Source organism: Streptomyces sp. NPDC007917 (assembly GCF_042959105.1).
In the GTDB taxonomy this organism is placed as follows: domain Bacteria; phylum Actinomycetota; class Actinomycetes; order Streptomycetales; family Streptomycetaceae; genus Streptomyces.
Map to the genome: position 1 here is coordinate 163,058 of NZ_JBIBKK010000016.1, position 17,656 is coordinate 180,713.

Annotated in this window: 6 protein-coding genes; 4 read left to right on the forward strand and 2 right to left on the reverse strand. The window is 73.6% G+C overall.

Annotated elements, in window-relative coordinates; all coding sequences use genetic code 11:
- The first annotated feature begins 383 nt into the window (after nt 1-383).
- Complete coding sequence (locus ACFZDL_RS29535; RefSeq protein ID WP_353596419.1) at nt 384-9,704, forward strand: amino acid adenylation domain-containing protein; 9,321 nt, start codon at nt 384-386, stop codon at nt 9,702-9,704.
- A gap of 49 nt (nt 9,705-9,753) precedes the next feature.
- Here ACFZDL_RS29535 and ACFZDL_RS29540 read toward each other — a convergent pair whose 3' ends face one another.
- Nucleotides 9,754-10,833, reverse strand: a complete 1,080-nt coding sequence (locus ACFZDL_RS29540) for an FAD-dependent oxidoreductase (RefSeq protein WP_353596418.1) — start codon at nt 10,831-10,833, stop codon at nt 9,754-9,756.
- A 72-nt stretch (nt 10,834-10,905) separates the two neighbouring features.
- Nucleotides 10,906-11,778, reverse strand: a complete 873-nt coding sequence (gene sigJ, locus ACFZDL_RS29545) for an RNA polymerase sigma factor SigJ (RefSeq protein ID WP_353596417.1) — start codon at nt 11,776-11,778, stop codon at nt 10,906-10,908.
- Nucleotides 11,779-12,013: 235 nt separating this feature from the next.
- Between sigJ and ACFZDL_RS29550 the strand changes: the two genes are divergently transcribed.
- From ACFZDL_RS29550 to ACFZDL_RS29560, 3 genes are all read left to right on the forward strand, one after another.
- The gene (locus tag ACFZDL_RS29550) at nt 12,014-14,554 is read left to right on the forward strand and encodes an ATP-dependent Clp protease ATP-binding subunit (RefSeq protein WP_353596416.1); all 2,541 of its coding nucleotides are present in this window, start codon (nt 12,014-12,016) and stop codon (nt 14,552-14,554) included.
- A 123-nt stretch (nt 14,555-14,677) separates the two neighbouring features.
- Nucleotides 14,678-16,315: an AMP-binding protein gene (locus tag ACFZDL_RS29555; RefSeq protein ID WP_353596415.1), complete on the forward strand. Its 1,638-nt coding sequence runs from the start codon at nt 14,678-14,680 to the stop codon at nt 16,313-16,315.
- Nucleotides 16,316-16,510: 195 nt separating this feature from the next.
- On the forward strand, nt 16,511-17,560 hold the full coding sequence (locus ACFZDL_RS29560) for a substrate-binding domain-containing protein (RefSeq protein ID WP_391192895.1): 1,050 nt from the start codon (nt 16,511-16,513) through the stop codon (nt 17,558-17,560).
- The last annotated feature ends 96 nt before the right edge of the window (nt 17,561-17,656 follow it).

Sequence of the window (17,656 nt, forward strand, 5' to 3'; positions counted from 1 at the left end):
AACAGGTGGATAGTCGTATTTATGTGCGTGCGGGAGTCCGCTCGTGACGCGACGGCGCCGGGCTTCACCGGAACGGCCGACGAAAGGCACCCGATGGGCCGACGCCGCTACGCCGCCGGGCCGAGCACCGCAGCGTGTCGCCGGGGGCGGGCCCGATACGGGGCGAGAGCGGGGCCGGGCGCGCGGTCGGATGCGGAGCCGGGGCCGCGGGCGGATTCACGGTCGGACGCGGAGCCGGGCCGGGGGCGGATTCACGGCAGGCCCGTACGGCCGACAGTTGCCATTGCAGCGAACTGCCAGGCCATTCGGCCGCATTACGGCCCTACACTCGGGAAACCGCCCCTGAAATCGGCAGCCCACTTATCGAGGAGGCCAGACCCTTCATGCCTGTCAATGGCTCCGCCCCGGGGATTCCGTTTGCCGCGCAGCGCGAATTCTGGATCGCCCACTCCCTGCGCCCGGACAGCACCGCTTACACCATCGGCGAATACATCGAAATACCTGGCCGGCTGCGTTTCGACTTATTCGAGTCCGCCCTGCGCCGCGCCTTCGCCGAATGCACAGCGCTCACGGTGCGGTTCACCGCGGACGAGGCCGGTCCGCGGTGGGCCGTCAAGGGCCGCGACGACTTCCCGCTCATCCGCGTCGACCTGACGGCGGAAGCGGACCCGCGCGCCGCCGCCGAGCGATGGATGGCGGAATTCTTGGCCGGGCCGGTTCCGCTGCCGGACGGGGAGCTGGTCGCCCATGCGGTGATCCGGTTGGCGGACGATCTCTATTTCTGGTGCAGCCGATACCACCACATTCTCGTCGACGGATTCAGCGGGCCGCTTATCGCGCACCGAGTGGCGGGGGTCTACTCGGCGCTGGACGCGGGCGAGGAAATACCGCCGAGCCCCTTCGGTGATTTCGGCCGGCTGCTCGCCGAGGAAGAGGAATACCGCGCGTCAAAGGCGTTCGCCCGGGACCGCGACTACTGGCTCAAGCAATTGCGCGATCTTCCGGAACCCGTTTCCCTGACCCGTCGGCGCGCGCCCGCCTCCGGTTTCACCCGGGCCTCGGACCGGCTGTCGCCCCAGGACCTGGTCGCCCTGGACCGCGTCTGCGAGCGGGCGAGGATCCATCGCTCCGCGATGCTCTTCGCCGTGGCCGCGCTGTATCTGCACCGTATGACCGGGGAGCCGGAGGTGGTGCTCGGGCTCGTCGTCACCGCCCGCACCACCCCGACCGCCAGGACCACCCCCGGCGCACTGTCCAACGTCCTGCCCGTCCGGCTGTCCCCGCGCCCGGAGACGACCGTCGAGGAGCTGGCGCGCGCCGCCCAGAAGGCCATGCGGTCGGCCCTCGCCCACCAGCGCTACCGCGCGGCCGACATGGCGCGCCTGGTCTCGCCGGACGATCAGCCCACCCCGCTGTACTCGATGATCGTCAACATCATGTCGTTCGACTACGACCTGCGGTTCGGCCCGCACCCCGCCGCCGCCCACAACCTGTCCACCGGCCCCGTCGAGGACCTGGCGCTCGCCTTCACCGACCGCCTGGACGGCCGGGGCCTCACCGTCGACCTGGACGCCAACGCCGCCGTATGGGGCGAGGCCGAGGCGCGGGGCCACGGCGAGCGGATCTCCCGGCTGCTGAGGGCCGTCGCGGCCGGCGGCGGCGGTATGTCGCTCGCCGAGGTGTCGCTGCTCACCGACCGCGAGCGGGGCTTTCTGCTACGCAAGGCGACCGAGGTGGCCGTGGTGGTGCCCGACGCCACGGCGGGCGAGCTCTACGAGCGGCAGGCCCGGCTCCACCCCGGGCACGCCGCCGTGCTCTCCGGCTCCACCGAGCTCTCCTACGCCGAACTGGGCGCGCGGGCGGGCCGGCTGGCGCGGGCGCTCATCGAGCGCGGCGTCGGCCCCGAGACGCCGGTCGCGCTCGCACTGGAGCGGTCCGTCGAGTTCGTCGTCGCCGTCCTGGCCGTCTGGAAGGCGGGCGGCGCCTTCCTGCCGGTCGACCCCCACTATCCGCCCGCGCGGATCGAGTTCATGCTCTCCGACGCCCGGCCCGCGCTGACGCTGACGACCACCGCCCACGCGCGGACCATCGGACACCTGCCGGGCGACCGGCTGCTCCTGGACGCCCCCGAGACCGTCCGCGACCTGGCGGGCCGCGACCCGGCGGACGTACGGGACGAGGAGCGGAACGCGCGGCTCGAACCGCGCCACCCCGCCTATGTGGTCTACACCTCCGGGTCCACCGGCACGCCCAAGGGGGTCGTGGTGACCCACGTGGGCCTGCCGAGCCTGGTGCACACCCAGCGCACCCGGTTCGGCGTCGGGCCCCGGTCCCGGGTCCTGCAGTTCGCCTCGCCGAGTTTCGACTCCGCGGTCTGGGAGCTGACCGCGGCGCTGCTGTCCGGCGGCTGCCTGGTCATCGGCGTCGACGGCGCGCCGCCCGCGGGCCCCGAGCTGCCGGAGCTGATCAGCGGCCTCGGCGTGACACACGCCGTGCTGCCACCCGCCGTGCTGGCGAGCCTGGACCGCGGCACCCTCCCGGCCGGCCTCAGGCTGATGGCGGTGGGCGAGGCGCTGCCGCCCGAGCTGGCGGCCGACTGGGCCGCGGACACCGTCCTGCTCAACGGCTACGGCCCGACCGAGGCCACCGTCTGCGCGGCCATGAGCGGCCCGCTCGGCGGCGAGGGCACACCCCCGATCGGCACCTCCACCGCCAACACGGCCGCGTATGTACTCGACGCGGCCCTGCGCCCGGTCCCCGTCGGCACGGTCGGCGAACTCTGGCTGAGCGGGCCCGGGCTGGCCAGGGGCTATCTGAACCGGCCCGGCCAGACCGCGCAGCGGTTCGTCGCCAACCCCTACGGCCCGCCCGGGTCACGGCTGTACCGCACCGGCGACCTGGTGCGGCGCAGGGAGGACCACCAGCTCGAGTACGTGGGGCGCGCCGACGGGCAGGTCAAGGTGCGGGGCCTGCGGATCGAGGCCGGCGAGATCGAGGCCGTGCTGGCGGGCCATCCGGCGGTGCGGCGGGCCGTGGTGACGGCCGACGAAATTCGCCCCGGCGCCACCCGGCTGCTGGCCCATGTCCTCCCCGAGCCGGGCACCGACCACGCCACGGCCGCCGCGCTCCCGGACGAGCTCATGGACCGCGCCAGGAGCGGGCTGCCGGAGTTCATGGTGCCCGCGCGGATCGTCCTGGTGGACCGGCTGCCGCTGAGCCCCAACGGCAAACTCGACCGGGCCGCGCTCCCCAAGCCCCAGCCGGCCGAGAACACCGAACACCGGGCCCCGCGCACGGACCGGGAAGAGCTCTTCCACGGGCTCTTCACCGACATCCTCGGGCTCGACCGCGTCGGCGTCGACGAGAGCTTCTTCGCCCTCGGCGGCGACAGCATCCTCTCGCTCACCCTGGTCAGCCGCGCCCGCGCCGCAGGACTCGCCATCTCCCCGCGCGAGGTGTTCGAACACCGCTCCGTGGCCGCGCTGGCACGCGCGGCCCGCTCCGCGGCGGACACCTCCCACGACGGCACCTCCACTGGCGAAGGCCCGCACGACACCGACGACAGCGGCGAACTCCCCCCGACCCCGATCATCCGCTGGCTGACGGGGCTCGGCCCGGACGCCGTCAAGGAGTTCCACCAGTCGGTGCTGGTACGGGTGGAGGGCGGCCTGTGCCACGACCACCTGGCCGGTGCGCTCGACACCCTGCTCGACCGCCATGCCGCGCTGCGCCTCACGCTGGGCGCCGGGGTGGGCGGCCCGCTGGAGATCGCCCCGCGCGGCGCCGTCCGCGGCCATGAGTGCCTGACCCGGGTCCCCCTGCCGGACGTGAACCCCGGCGCCGACGACACCGCGCGGTGGCGCAGGATCATCGACGCGGCCTCGGAGGCGGCGCGCGGCCAACTCGACCCGGAGAAAGGGGTGTTACTGCGGGCCGTCTGGTTCGACGCGGGCCCCGACCGGCCCGGCCGGCTGCTGATGCTGATCCACCACCTCGCGGTCGACGGGGTCTCCTGGCACGTGCTGCTGCGCGACCTCGCCGACGCCTGGGCCGCGGCCGCCGAGGGCCGTCCCCTCGCGACCCCCGGCCCGGTCACCTCCCTGCGCCGCTGGTCCCGGCTGCTGACCGAGGGCGCGCACCACGAGGCCCGGACGGCCGAGCTCCCCCTGTGGGAGAGCATCCTCGACGGCGCCGACCCGCTCCTCGGCCCCCGCCCGCTGGACCCCGCCCGGGACACCGCCACCAGCGCCCGGATGCTGTCGCTCTCCCTGCCGGGCGAGGTCACCGCCGCGCTGCTGACCTCCGTACCCGAGCGCTACCACACCGGGGTCAACGACGTCCTGCTGACCGCGCTGAGCCTCGCCGTGGTCGAGTGGCGGCGCCGCCGCGGCATCGGCGACACCGGCGATGTGCTGCTTGAACTCGAGGGACACGGCCGGGAACAGCTCGCCGACGGCGTCGACCTCAGCCAGACCGTCGGCTGGTTCACCAGCATGTTCCCCGCGCGGCTCGCCCCCGGGGCGCTCGACTGGGACGAGGTGACGGCCGGTTCCGCGGCGCTCGGCACCGCCGTCAGGACGGTCAAGGAACAGCTCGCGGCGCTGCCGGACCACGGCATCGGCTACGGCATGCTGCGCCATCTCAACCCCGGCGCGGCGCGCCGGCTCGCCGGACACGCGGGCCCGCAGATCGGCTTCAACTACCTCGGCCGGTTCACCGTGTCCGACGGCGCCGACTGGCTGCCCGACCCGGACCCCGACTTCGGAGCGCTGCGCGGCGGCTTCCCGCCCGGTATGCCACTGCCGCACACCCTGGCCCTCAACGCGCACACCGAGGACCGGGAGGACGGCCCGCGGCTGACGGCGGTGTGGATCTGGGCGGGCGAACTGCTGGACGAGCCGGCCGTACGGGAGCTCGCCGACGCGTGGTTCGCCGCGCTCACCGGCCTGGTGACCCATGCACGGCACATCGGAAACCTCGCGTACGCGGCACACCGGGGCCACACCCCCTCCGACTTCCCCCTGGTCCCGCTGTCCATGGCCGAGGTGGAGCGGCTGGAGCGGGCCGTGCCGGACCTGGCCGACGTCTGGCCGGTGTCCGGTCTGCAGCAGGGGCTGCTCTTCCACGCCGCGTACGACGACACCGCGCACGACGACTATGTGGTGCGGTTCGGCCTGGACCTGGCGGGCGAGGTCGACCCGGCGCGGCTGCGCACCGCCACCGAGGGGCTGTTCGCCCGGCACCCGGGGCTGCGCGCGTGTTTCGTACGGGAAGGGCTCGCCGAGCCGGCGCAGGTGATCCCCGCCCGGGTGGCGCTGCCGTGGCGGGAGCACGACCTGTCGCGGCTGGACGGGCCCGCGCGGGAGGCCGAGACGGCCCGGCTGCTGGACGCCGACAGCGGGCGGCGCCTGCCCGTGGACACCGCCCCGCTGGCCCGCTGCATGCTGCTGAGGCTCGCCGAGGACAGCTACCGGCTGGTCCTGACCAGCCACCACCTGCTGCTCGACGGCTGGTCGATGGCGCTGCTGTCACGGGAACTGCTTGCGCTGTACGACGCGGGCAACGACCCCCACGACCCTGCCGCGCCCGCCGCGCTGCCCACACCCCGCCCGTACTCCGCCTATCTGTCCTGGCTGAAGGGGCAGGACACCCAGGCGGGGCTGGACGCCTGGCACACCGCCCTGTCGGGGGTGGCCGGGGCGACCCTCGTCGCGGACCAGGACACCCCCGCGGCGGCCGCCACCGGGCGCCACGTGCTGGAGCTGACGGCCGAGCAGACCGCCGCCCTCGCCGCCTTCGCCCGCCGCCACGACCTGACGCTGAACACGGTGGTGCAGGGCGCCTGGGCGATCGTGCTGGGCTGGCTGACCGGCCGCGACGACGTGGTCTTCGGCGTCACCGTCTCCGGGCGCCCGCCCGAGATCGACGGCATCGACACCATGGTCGGACTGTTCATCAACACCGTGCCCGCCCGGGTCCGGCTGCGCCCCGACGAGACCCTCCCGCAGCTGCTGACCCGCCTCCAGGGCGAACAGGCCCGACTGCTGGACCACCACCACATCGGCCTCACCGACATCCAGCGCCGCATCGGCACCGGCCGGCTCTTCGACACCCTCCTGGTCTACGAGAACTACCCCCACGACCCGGACGCCCTGCGCTCCGCCTCCAAGCGGCTGACCGTCACCGGGGTGCACCCCGAGGACGGCACCCACTACCCGCTCAGCGTGGTCGCGATCCCCGGCGAGCGGCTGCGGATCCACGTCAACTACTGCCCGGACACCGTCGGCCAGGGCCGGGCGTCGGCGGCCGCCGACGCGCTCGAACGCCTGCTGACCCAGGCGCCCGGACCATCCGGAACACCAGGGGCGGCCGAGGCCCCGGTGGCGCGGCTGCTGACCGCGGCCGCGGGGCAGCCGGCACCCGGGCGGGTCCGGTGCGAGGAGACCCTGCCGGGGCGGTTCGAGGCACAGGCGCGGGCCACCCCGCACAACATCGCCGTGGTCGACGGCCCGCGCTCCCTGACGTACGCGGAGCTCAACGACCGCGCCAACCGCCTGGCGCGAGTGCTGACCGGGCACGGCGCCGGGCCGGAGCGGGTGGTGGCCCTGGCGGTCGACCGCCGCGCCGAGCTGGTCGTGGCGCTGCTGGCCGTTCTCAAGAGCGGCGCGATGTATCTGCCGGTGGACCCCGCCTATCCGCGCGAGCGCATCGGGTTCATCCTCGCGGACGCCGCCCCGGTGTGCGTGGTCACCACCACCGACACCGCCGGCGCGCTGCCAAAGGGCCCGGACGTACCGGCCGTGCCGGTCGTGGAGCTCGACGCGCCGCGGGTCACGAGCGCCATGAAGGACCTCGCGCCGACCGACCTGACCGACGCGGACCGCGGCGGCCCGCTCACCCCGGCGCACGGCGCCTACATCATCTACACCTCGGGCTCGACCGGGCGGCCCAAGGGGGTGCTGGTCCCACACGGATGCGTCATCCGGCTGTTCACCTCCACCGACCACCTCTTCGGGTTCGGCGAGGACGACGTGTGGACGCTGTTCCACTCCTACGCGTTCGACTTCTCGGTGTGGGAGATCTGGGGCCCGCTGCTGTACGGCGGCTCGCTGGTGATCGTTCCCCACACCGTCACCCGGTCCCCGGCCGAATTCCTGGAACTGCTGGTCGAGCAGGGCGTCACCGTGCTCAACCAGACCCCGTCGGCGTTCTACCAGCTGCTCGGCGCCGACCGCGACCGCCCGGAGCCGGTCGCGCGGCTCGCCCTGCGGTACGTGGTGTTCGGCGGCGAACGGCTCGACGTCTCCCGCCTGGGGGACTGGTACACCAGACACCCCGAGCAGGCGCCGCGGCTGGTCAACATGTACGGCATCACCGAGACGACCGTGCATGTCACCCACACCGAACTGGTCCGCGCCGACGCGGCGCGGGACGGCTCGGTCAGCCCCATCGGTCGCCAGATCCCGGATCTGCGGCTGTATGTCCTCGACCATCTGCTGCGGCCGGTGCCCCCGGGCACCGTCGGCGAGCTGTACGTCGCCGGCCCCGGCCTGGCCCGCGGCTACGCGGGGCGGCCCGCGCTGACCGCCGAGCGGTTCGTCGCCGACCCGTTCGGCGCCCTGGGCGAGCGCATGTACCGCACCGGAGACCTGGCGCGACGGGGAACGGACGGCGGGCTTGAGTACGTCGGACGGGCCGACGGCCAGGTCAAGCTGCGCGGCTTTCGGATCGAGGTCGGCGAGATCGAGTCCGCGCTCACGGCCCTCGACCAGGTGGCGCGGGCGGCCGTCGTGCTGCGCGAGGACCGGCCGGGCAGGCCGGCGCTGGTCGCCTATCTGGTGGCCGAACCCGGCGCCACGCTGCCCGGGCCCGCCGCGCTGGCGGGGCTCGCCGCGGCCCGGCTGCCGGGCCACATGGTGCCCTCGGCGTTCGTGGAGGTGCCCGAACTCCCGCTGACGGTCAACGGCAAACTGGACCGCGCCGCCCTCCCGGCGCCCGACTTCACGGCCGCCTCGACCGCGGCCCGGCCGCGCACCCCCGCGGAGGAGACGCTGTGCTCGCTGATGAGCGAGGCGCTGGGGGTGGGCAGCGTGGGCGTGGACGACGACTTCTTCCTGATGGGCGGCGACTCCATCGTCTCCATGCGCTTCACCGACATGGCACGCCACGCCGGCCTGGCGCTGCGGCCCAGGGACGTGGCGGAGGGCCGTACGGTCGCCGCGCTGGCCGCGATCGCCGAGCGGAGCGCGCCGCGCCCGGCGCCGGCCGGCGAGGGCCGCCACCGCGACGGCGGCGGCGCGGACGACGGGGTGGGCGAGCTCCCGGCGACACCGATCATCAGGCGCATGTGGGACTGCGAGGGGCCGATCGACGCGTACCACCTCTCCATGGCGGTCCGCGTCCCCGCGGGCGCGCGCGCCGAGCATCTGATCGCCGCCCTCCAGGCGCTCGTCGACCGCCATGACGCGCTGCGGATGCGGCACAAGGACGACCGGGGGCGGCGGGCGCTGGAGATCGCGGAGCCCGGCTCGGTCCGGGTGGCCGACTGCTTCACCCACCAGGTCATCGAGGTCGAAGACGAGGCGCAGTGGCCCCCGGCGCTGGCCGAGGCGTCCTTCCGCCACCAGGCGGAGCTCGACCCCGCGTCCGGCCGCACCCTCCGGGCCGTCTGGCTGGACCCCGGGCCGGGGCGGCCCGGCCGGCTGCTGATCCTGCTGCACCACCTCGTGGTCGACGGGGTCTCCTGGCGGTTCCTGCTGCCGGACCTCGCCCGCGCGTACGAAGCGGTGGCGGCCGGCCGGCGGCCGGATCCGCGGGCACCGGCGACCTCCTACCGGAGGTGGGCGCACCACCTGGTCGAGGAGGCCGTGGAGCCCGCGCGCGAGAAGGAACTGGAGATGTGGACGCGGATGTTCGAGCCGAAGCGGCCCACACTGGGCACCCGGCCGCTCGACCCGCGGACCGACACCCTGGCCTCGGCGCGGATGCTGCTCCTCGACCTCCCGGAGGAGGACACGGCGACACTGCTCGCGGTGCCCGGCGCACTCGGCGTGGACCTGCGTGATGTGCTGTACGCCTCGTTCGCCGTCGCCTACGCGCGCTGGCGGGGCGAGGAGGGCACCGGTGTGCTCGTGGACCTCCAGGCCCACGGCCGCGAATTCCTCGCCGAGGGGGTCGATCCGTCGGCCACCGTCGGGTGGTTCACCGCGCAGTTCCCGCTCGTCCTCGACCCGGGGCAGATCTCCGAGGAACAACTCGACGCCTCCGGCGCCGCGCTGACCGAGGCCGCCGCTCGGGTGGGGGCCCAGCTCGCGGCCCTGCCCGACAACGGCATCGGATACGGCCTGCTGCGCTACCTCAACCCGCGCACCGCTCCCCGACTGGCCGCGCTCGGCGACCCGCAGGTCTCCGTCAACTACCTGGGCCGGTTCCAGGTCGGCGAGCGCTCCGCCCACTGGACACCCACCGGCGAGGCGGGGTCGGCGATGGGCGGCGGGGCGGACGCCGGGGCGCCGCTGGAGCGCACCCTCACCCTCACGGTCGCGGTCGAGGACCGCGAGCGGGGGGCGAGGCTGGCGGCGCGGTGGATCTGGCCGTCGGGCGTGCTGGAGGACGACCAGGTGGCCGAGGTCGCCCGGCGGTGGTTCGACGTGCTCCGCCGCTACGCCGGACACGTCAGGGCGGCGCGTACCCAGGCGCCCTGACCGCCCCGGTCGCGCCCCGTCCCGGCCCGCCGGGTCCCCTGCGGATCGCTCAGATCCACGGGACGAGCGGAACGGCTTGGGGGCGGCGCGCCGCCAGGTGCATCAAGCTGATCGTCTGGCGGACGACCTGCTCCTTGAAGCGGGCGGCGACCCGGCCCGTGAGCACCAGCTCACGAGGCGTGTCGTCCGCCCGCACCGCCTGGACCAGCCCGTCCCGGCGGCCCAGGCTCACGCACTGGATCAGGAACCGGAAGCGCAGCGGCCGCGGCTCGCGCCCGCGGGCCTCGTCGATGAGGGAGGAGGCCGCGTGCGAGCCGGTGGGCAGGGCGGTGGCGCAGGCCATGCGCAGCGCCCCGGCGGCCGGTGAGCCGGCCGCGGCGCTGTCCCCGGCCGCGTAGATCTCCGGATGGGAGGTGGAGCGCAGGGCGGCGTCGACGCGGATCCGGCCGGCCGTGTCGAGCGCGAGGCCCGCCCGGGCGGCGAGCTCGGTGTTCGCGGTCATCGAGGCCGCCCAGACGACCGCGTCGGCGTCCACCTCCTCGGGGGCCGCCACCCGCTGGCCCTCCTCGACGCGGACGCCCAGCACGGTCAGGGCGGTCCGGACATGGGCCCGGCCCTTGGCGGACAGACCGCCGCCGATCTCGCCGCCGGTGAGCAGGCGCACCCGCCACTCGGGGTGCGCCTCGGCGATCTCGGCGGCGGTCTCGATGCCGGTGAGGCCGCCGCCGACGACCGCGAGCTCGCCGGGGCCGTCGAGCAGCCGCTTGTGCAGTTCGGCGGTGGTCTCCAGGGTGAAGGCGCGCTCGCCGGGGGGCACGGTGCGGCTGCCGAGGGCGTACACCAGACGGTCGTAGCGGAGGGTGCGTCCGTCGTCCGTGGTGACCAGGCGGGCCGTGGGGTCCAGGCCCGTGGCGCGGGCGGCGAGGTGGGTGACACCGGTGCCGCGCAGCAGCTCCCGCAGCGGGTGGGTCACATCGGGGCGCCCGGCGGCGTGTTCGTGCAGCCGGACGCGCTCGGTGAAGTGGGGACCGGGGTCGACCAGCGTCACCCGCGCGTGCGGCGCCAGCCGCAGGGCGGCCAGCAGCCCCGCATAGCCCGCGCCCAACACCAGGACCTCGTGCTTCTCCATCTCGGTGGCCTCCTTGTGAGGGGGTGTCACCGGGGAGACGACACGGCGTCCCGGAGTGTGACATGACGCCCCTCACCTCTCCCCGAGGTCCAGGTGGCGCAGCTTTTCGGGGTTGAGGACGGAGTCGATCGCGGTGATCCGGCCCTGGTGCACGGTGAACCCGAAGACCGTGATCTGCGCGCGGCCCGCGTCGACGAGGACCAGTCCCGGGGCGCCGTTGACCTCCCGCGCGTGGAGCACCATGGTGGCCGGGTCGAAGCGACGGGCCAGGCCCAGGGCGAAGCAGGCGACCTTCGCGCTGCCGCGGATGGGGACCCGGGCCGCGATGACCTTGCCGCCGCCGTCCGAATGCCATACGACCCGCGGATCCAGGATCTCCAGCAGGGCGTCCATGTCACCGTCCATGCCCGCGCGCAGAAAGGCGTCGACGGCGCGCCGGTGCTCCCCGGGGTCGACAGAGCGGCGCGGGGCCTCGCTGCGCACGTGCCTGCGGGCGCGGGAGGCCAGCTGCCGTACGGATTCCGGGCTGCGGCCGACGACCTCGGCGATCTCCGGGAAGGGGACCGCGAAGACGTCGTGCAGGATGAACGCGGTCCGCTCGGCGGGGGTGAGCCGCTCCAGGACGGTGAGCAGGGCGAGGCCCACCGACTCGTCCAGGGTCACCCGGTCCTCCGGGCCCCCGTCCGCGACCAGCGGCTCGGGCAGCCAGGGGCCGACATAGGACTCGCGGCGGGCCCGGGCGGAGCCGAGCTGGTCGTAGCAGATCCGGCTGACGACGGCGGTCAGATACGAGCGGGGGTCCTCCGCCCGGTCCTCGGGCAGCGCGTCCCAGCGCAGCCACGACTCCTGTACGGCGTCGTCGGCGTCGGCCACCGACCCCGTGATGCGGTAGGCGATGGCCCACAGACGGTCACGGTGCTCTTCAAACACTGCCGACTCTGCCATGTTCTCGATCCTCTCGTGTATCGGTCCCGATTCGGGTGACCCGGGAAGAGGACGACATGGCGGGGCCGAGTGTGACAGCTCCGCTCGCCGCCCGCGGGTGGAGCGCGGCGAATCCGCTCCAGCCCTCGGCGAGTGGCCCCGATGTCGGATAAAATCAATCAAAATTCATCAAATAGGACTCCTTGCAGCGATGACAACGGGGCCCGCGTCCGCCGGGCCACCGGAACGGATGCCTATGAACAGCGGGTACAAGGGATCGGAAGAATTCGGCCCGGACCCCCTCGGAGACTTTCTCGCACGCTTCCTCGGTGTCGGACCGGCCGGGCAGCGATCCGGCTCCCGGCACGTCGACTTCGGACGCCTGATGAGCGAGCCCGCACGGCAGCTCGTCTCCTCCGCGGCCTCGTATGCCGCCGACCGCGGATCCACCGACCTCGACACCGAACACCTGCTCCGCGCGGCGCTCACGGCCGAGCCGACCCGCACCATGATCGTCAGGGCCGGGGCCGACCCCGAAGCCCTCGTCGCCGAGATCGACCGGCAGACGGGGGAGGGGACGCCGCGCAGCTCGGTCGCGGTCACGCCCGCCGTCAAGCGCGCGCTCCTCGACGCCCACGAGATCGCCCGGTCCGCGGGCTCCTCGTACATCGGCCCCGAGCACGTACTGATCGCGCTCGCCGCCAACCACGACTCCACGGCCGGGCAGCTGCTGCACGCGGCCCGGTTCGAGCCCCGCCCGAGCCCCCAGGGGCCCCTCGCGGCGGCCCCCGGCGCCACCGAAACGCGCCCCGGCCCCAGCCGGAGGGAGACCCCCCACCTCGACAAGTTCGGCCGCGACCTGACCGAGATGGCCCGCGAGGGCCGGATCGACCCGGTGATCGGCCGGGACGAGGAGATCGAGCAGACCATCGAGGTGCTGGCCCGCCGGGGCAAGAACAACCCCGTCCTCATCGGCGAGGCCGGCGTGGGCAAGACCGCCGTCGTCGAGGGGCTGGCCCAGCGCATCGCCGAGGCCGACGTCCCCGACATCCTGCTCGCCCGGCGCGTCCTGCAGCTCGACTTCGCGAGCGTGGTGGCCGGCACCCGCTACCGCGGCGACTTCGAGGAGCGGCTGACCGGCCTCATCGACGAGATCCGCGCCCACTCCCAGGAACTGATCATCTTCATCGACGAGCTGCACACCGTCGTGGGCACCGGCGGCTCCGAAGGCGGCCCGATGGACGCCAGCAACATCCTCAAGCCCGCCCTGGCCCGCGGCGAACTGCATGTCATCGGCGCCAGCACACTGCAGGAGTACCGCCGCCACATCGAGAAGGACGCGGCCCTCGCCCGCCGCTTCCAGCCCATCATGGTGCCCGAGCCCGCCCGCTCCGACGCGCTGGAGATCCTGCGCGGGCTGCGCGACCGCTACGAGGCCCACCACCAGGTCCGCTACACCGACGAGGCGCTGCTGGCGGCCGTCGAGCTCTCCGACCGTTATCTCACCGACCGCTTCCTGCCCGACAAGGCCATCGACCTGATGGACCAGGCCGGCGCCCGCGTACGGCTGCGCTCCAGCACCAGGGGCACCGACGTCCGGGCGCTGGAGCGGGAGGTCGAGCAGCTCACCCGGGACAAGGACCAGGCCGTGGCCGCCGAGGAGTACGAGCGGGCCACCGCGCTGCGCGACCGGATCGGCGACCTGAACCGGCGCATCGAGGAGGGGTCCGGCAAAGAGCACCCGCCCGGCAAGGTCGCCGAGGTCACCGTCGAGGACATCGCCGACATCGTCTCCCGGCAGACCGGCATCCCGGTCAGCAGCCTCACCCAGGAGGAGCGGGACCGCCTGCTCGGCCTCGAGGAGCACCTGCACAAGCGGGTGATCGGCCAGGAAGAGGCCGTCTCCGCCGTCGCCGACGCCGTACTGCGCTCCCGCGCCGGCCTCGCCGACCCGGGCCGCCCCATCGGCAGCTTCCTGTTCCTCGGCCCCACCGGCGTCGGCAAGACCGAACTGGCCCGCGCCCTGGCCGAGGCGCTCTTCGGCAGCGAGGACCGCATGGTCCGGCTGGACATGAGCGAATACCAGGAGAAGCACACCGTCAGCCGGCTGATCGGCGCCCCGCCCGGATACGTCGGCCACGAGGAGGCCGGGCAGCTCACCGAGGCGGTGCGCCGGCAGCCGTACTCGCTGCTGCTCCTGGACGAGATCGAAAAGGGCCACACCGACGTCTTCAACATCCTTCTGCAGGTGCTCGACGACGGACGGCTCACCGACGCCCAGGGCCGCACCATCGACTTCAAGAACACCGTCATCGTCATGACCAGCAACCTCGGCTCCGGGGAGATCTCCGGGCGCGGCGCGGTCATGGGGTTCGGCGGTGGCGCGGAAGCCGACGAGGAGGCGCGCCGCGAGCGGGTGCTGCGCCCGCTGCGCGAACACTTCCGGCCCGAGTTCCTCAACCGCATCGACGAGATCGTCATCTTCCGGCGGCTCGCCGACGAACAGCTGCGGCAGATCACCGATGTGCTCCTGGAGGAGACCCGGCGCCGGCTGCGCGCCCAGGACGTGCCCGTCGACTTCACCCCCGCCGCCGTCGACTGGCTGGCCCACCACGGCTACCAGCCCGAGTACGGCGCCCGGCCGCTGCGCCGGACCATCCAGCGGGAAGTCGACAACCCGCTGTCCCGGATGCTGCTCAACGGCAAGCTGCAGCCGCACAGCCATGTGGAAGTCGACGTGGAAGAGGGGAAGCTGACCTTCCGCAAGGAGGAGAACCCCACCGGCGCGCTTGGCTGACAACGGTCTGGTGAACACTGGTTGCCGAGCTCGCGAGCGGGCGCGATAGCGTGTACAAGCCAACAGGGACACCATCACCCGTGGCACTTGGATTCCGCTCGCCCGCACGCACGAGGAGCCCACTTGACCAGCCCGGAACAGCGCATGGCCGACCTGCTCAAGACCTTCGGAGACCCGGCGGCGTGCACCGCCCATCTGCTGTGCGACCGGCACCCGGCCGACGCCGTCGCCTTCACGGTGGTCGGCGCCGACCTCAACGGGCACGACATGACCTTCGGCGAACTCGGTGAGGCCTCCGCGCGGATGGCGAGCGCCCTGACGGGCCTCGGGGTGGGCCCCGGCGACCGGGTCGCCACGCTGATGGGCAAGTCCGCCGAACTGCTCGTCGCGACACTCGCGATCTGGCGGATCGGCGCCGTCCAGGTGCCCCTGTTCACGGCGTTCGCACCCCCGGCCATCGCCCTGCGGGTCACCGGCAACGGCACCAAGGTCGTGATCACGGACGCCGGGCAGCGCCCCAAGCTGGCCGCGGGCCCCGACCTCCCCGCGGACCGGCCGTGGCGGATCGTCACCACCGGGCCCACCGAGGAAGGCGACCTGTCCTTCGCCGAGCTGCTGGCGGCACACCCGCCGCTGGACACGCCGGTCGCCCTCGGCGGGGACGCCACCATCGTGGAGCTGTTCACCTCCGGCACCTCCGGCCCGCCCAAGGCGGTGCCCATCCCGCTGCGGGCCGTCGCGGGATTCGCCATGTACCAGGAGTTCGGCCTCGACCACCGGCCCACCGATGTGTTCTGGAACGCCGCGGACCCGGGCTGGGCCTACGGGCTGTACTACGCCATCATCGCCCCGCTCGCCCTCGGCCTGCGCAGCCTGCTGTTCAACAGCCTGTTCTCCGCCGAGGCGACATGGGCGGTGCTGTCCCGCTTCAACGTCACCAACTTCACCGCGGGCCCCACCGTCTACCGCAAGCTGCGCGGCACGCCCGCCCCCGACGGAGTGCGGCTGCGGTGCGCCTCCGCCGCCGGCGAGCCGCTCCCGGCCGACGTGGTCACCTGGGCGGAACAGACCCTCGGCATCCCGGTGCGCGACCACTACGGCTCCACCGAGCTGGGCATGGCCATCGCCAACGCCTGGCACCCCGCGCTGCGCACCGACCTCAAGCCCGGCTCCATGGGCCGGCCCCTGCCCGGCTGGAGCGTGACCGTCCTGCGCGAGGACACCAACTCCGCCGTCGCCCAGCCCGGCATGCCCGGCCGGGTGGCGATGGACATCACGAAGAGCCCGCTGATGTGGTTCGAGGGCTACCGCGACGCCCCGGAGCGCACCGCTGAGAAGTTCAGCCCCGACGGACACTGGTTCTACTCCGGCGACACCGCCGCACGGGACGAGGACGGCCATCTGTTCTTCTCCGGGCGCAGCGACGATGTGATCCTGATGGCCGGGTACCGCATCGGCCCGTTCGAGGTGGAGAGCGTGCTGCTGGAGCACGAGTCCGTGGCGGAGGCGGCCGCGGTCGGTGTCCCGCACGAGGAACACGGCGAGGTCATGGAGGCCTTCGTGGTGCTGCGCGCGGGGGCCTCGTCGCCTTCGGACCCCGACGCCCTCGCCGCCGAACTGCAGCAGCTGGTCAAGGACCGGCTGGCCAAGCACGCCTACCCGCGGCGCGTGCACTTCGTCGCCGAGCTGCCGAAGACGTCGAGTGGCAAGACCCAGCGTTTCCTGCTGCGCCCGCGGCAGGTCAGCTCCCGCGCTCGCTGAGCCGGGCCCGGGAGGGCCCCCGCTCGGCTATCGTGAACGGTTACGCGGGGGCTGGGGGCACCTCCCAGCGGCAGCTGGGGAGAACCGAGCCCTGAGAAGAAGGGGCCGAGGGGAAAGGCCTACGTGAACGAGGCAGCAGAGGCGACCGGCTCGGGCAAGGCGGGCAGGCGGGCCGAGTCCACCGCGGGCAGGGACGTGTCCACGGTCAGGGACGTCGCCAAGCGCGCCGGGGTGTCCGCGTCCACCGTCTCCCGCGTCATGGGCGGCACCTATCCGGTGGCCGCGGCCACCAGGGCCAGGGTGCTCAAGGCGATGCGCGAGCTGGACTACGTGGTCAACGCGCACGCCCGCGCGCTCGGCGGGTCCACCAACAAGACGGTGGCGTTCGTCGTCGACGATGTGACCGGACCCTTCTACGCGCACATCGCGCGCGGCGTGGAGGAACAGGCGTCCGCCGAGGGGCGGCTGTGCATGCTGTGCACCACGCACGGCGACCCGCAGCGCGTCCTCGCCGTGGTGGAGATGATGCGCGAGCAGCGGGCCGACGCGGTGATCGTGGTCGGCGGCGCCTGGGAGGACAAGGCCTACCAGGACCGGATGACCCACTTCGCGCACGCCCTGGACCGGGTGGGCTCGCGGCTGGTGCTGGTCGGCAGGCCGCCGCTGGGCGAGGGCGTGCCGGCCACCGTCGTGGACTACGACAACGAGGCCGGCGCCTTCGCGATGACCACCCACCTGCTCAGCGCGGGACACCGGCGCATCGCGTATCTGGCCCGGGTCCCGGGCCTGTCCACGAGCACCCAGCGCATCAGCGGCTTCACCCGGGCCCATGAGCTGATGGGCCTGAGCCCGGATCCGGCCCTGATCGTGGACGGAAACTTCACCCGCACCCACGGCTACCGCGCGGCTCAGGAGCTGCTGGCCTCCGGGGCGGATTTCAGCGCGGTGTTCGCGGGGACCGACATGGTGGCGGCGGGGGCGCTGCAGGCGCTGCGCGAGGGTGGCCTCCGGGTGCCCGAGGACGTCTCGCTGGCCGGTTACGACGACATTCCGGTGGCGATCGACGTCTACCCGGCGCTGACCACCGTGCACGTACCGCACGAGGAGCTGGGGCGCACCGCGGTGCGGCTGGCGCTGCACCGCGAGGAACTGCCCGAGAGCCAGCATCAGGTGCTCGGCACGCACATCGTCATCCGCGCGTCCACCGGAGGCCCCGGCCGCCCGCAGGGCCGGGGCGCGCCTTAGAAAACGGTCTCTGAGATAGCTTCCTGAGACGGTGGAACCCGCTGCGGGAGCTATCGAAAAGTTTCGCGTCTGGTAGCGATGGAAGACGTCACGGTG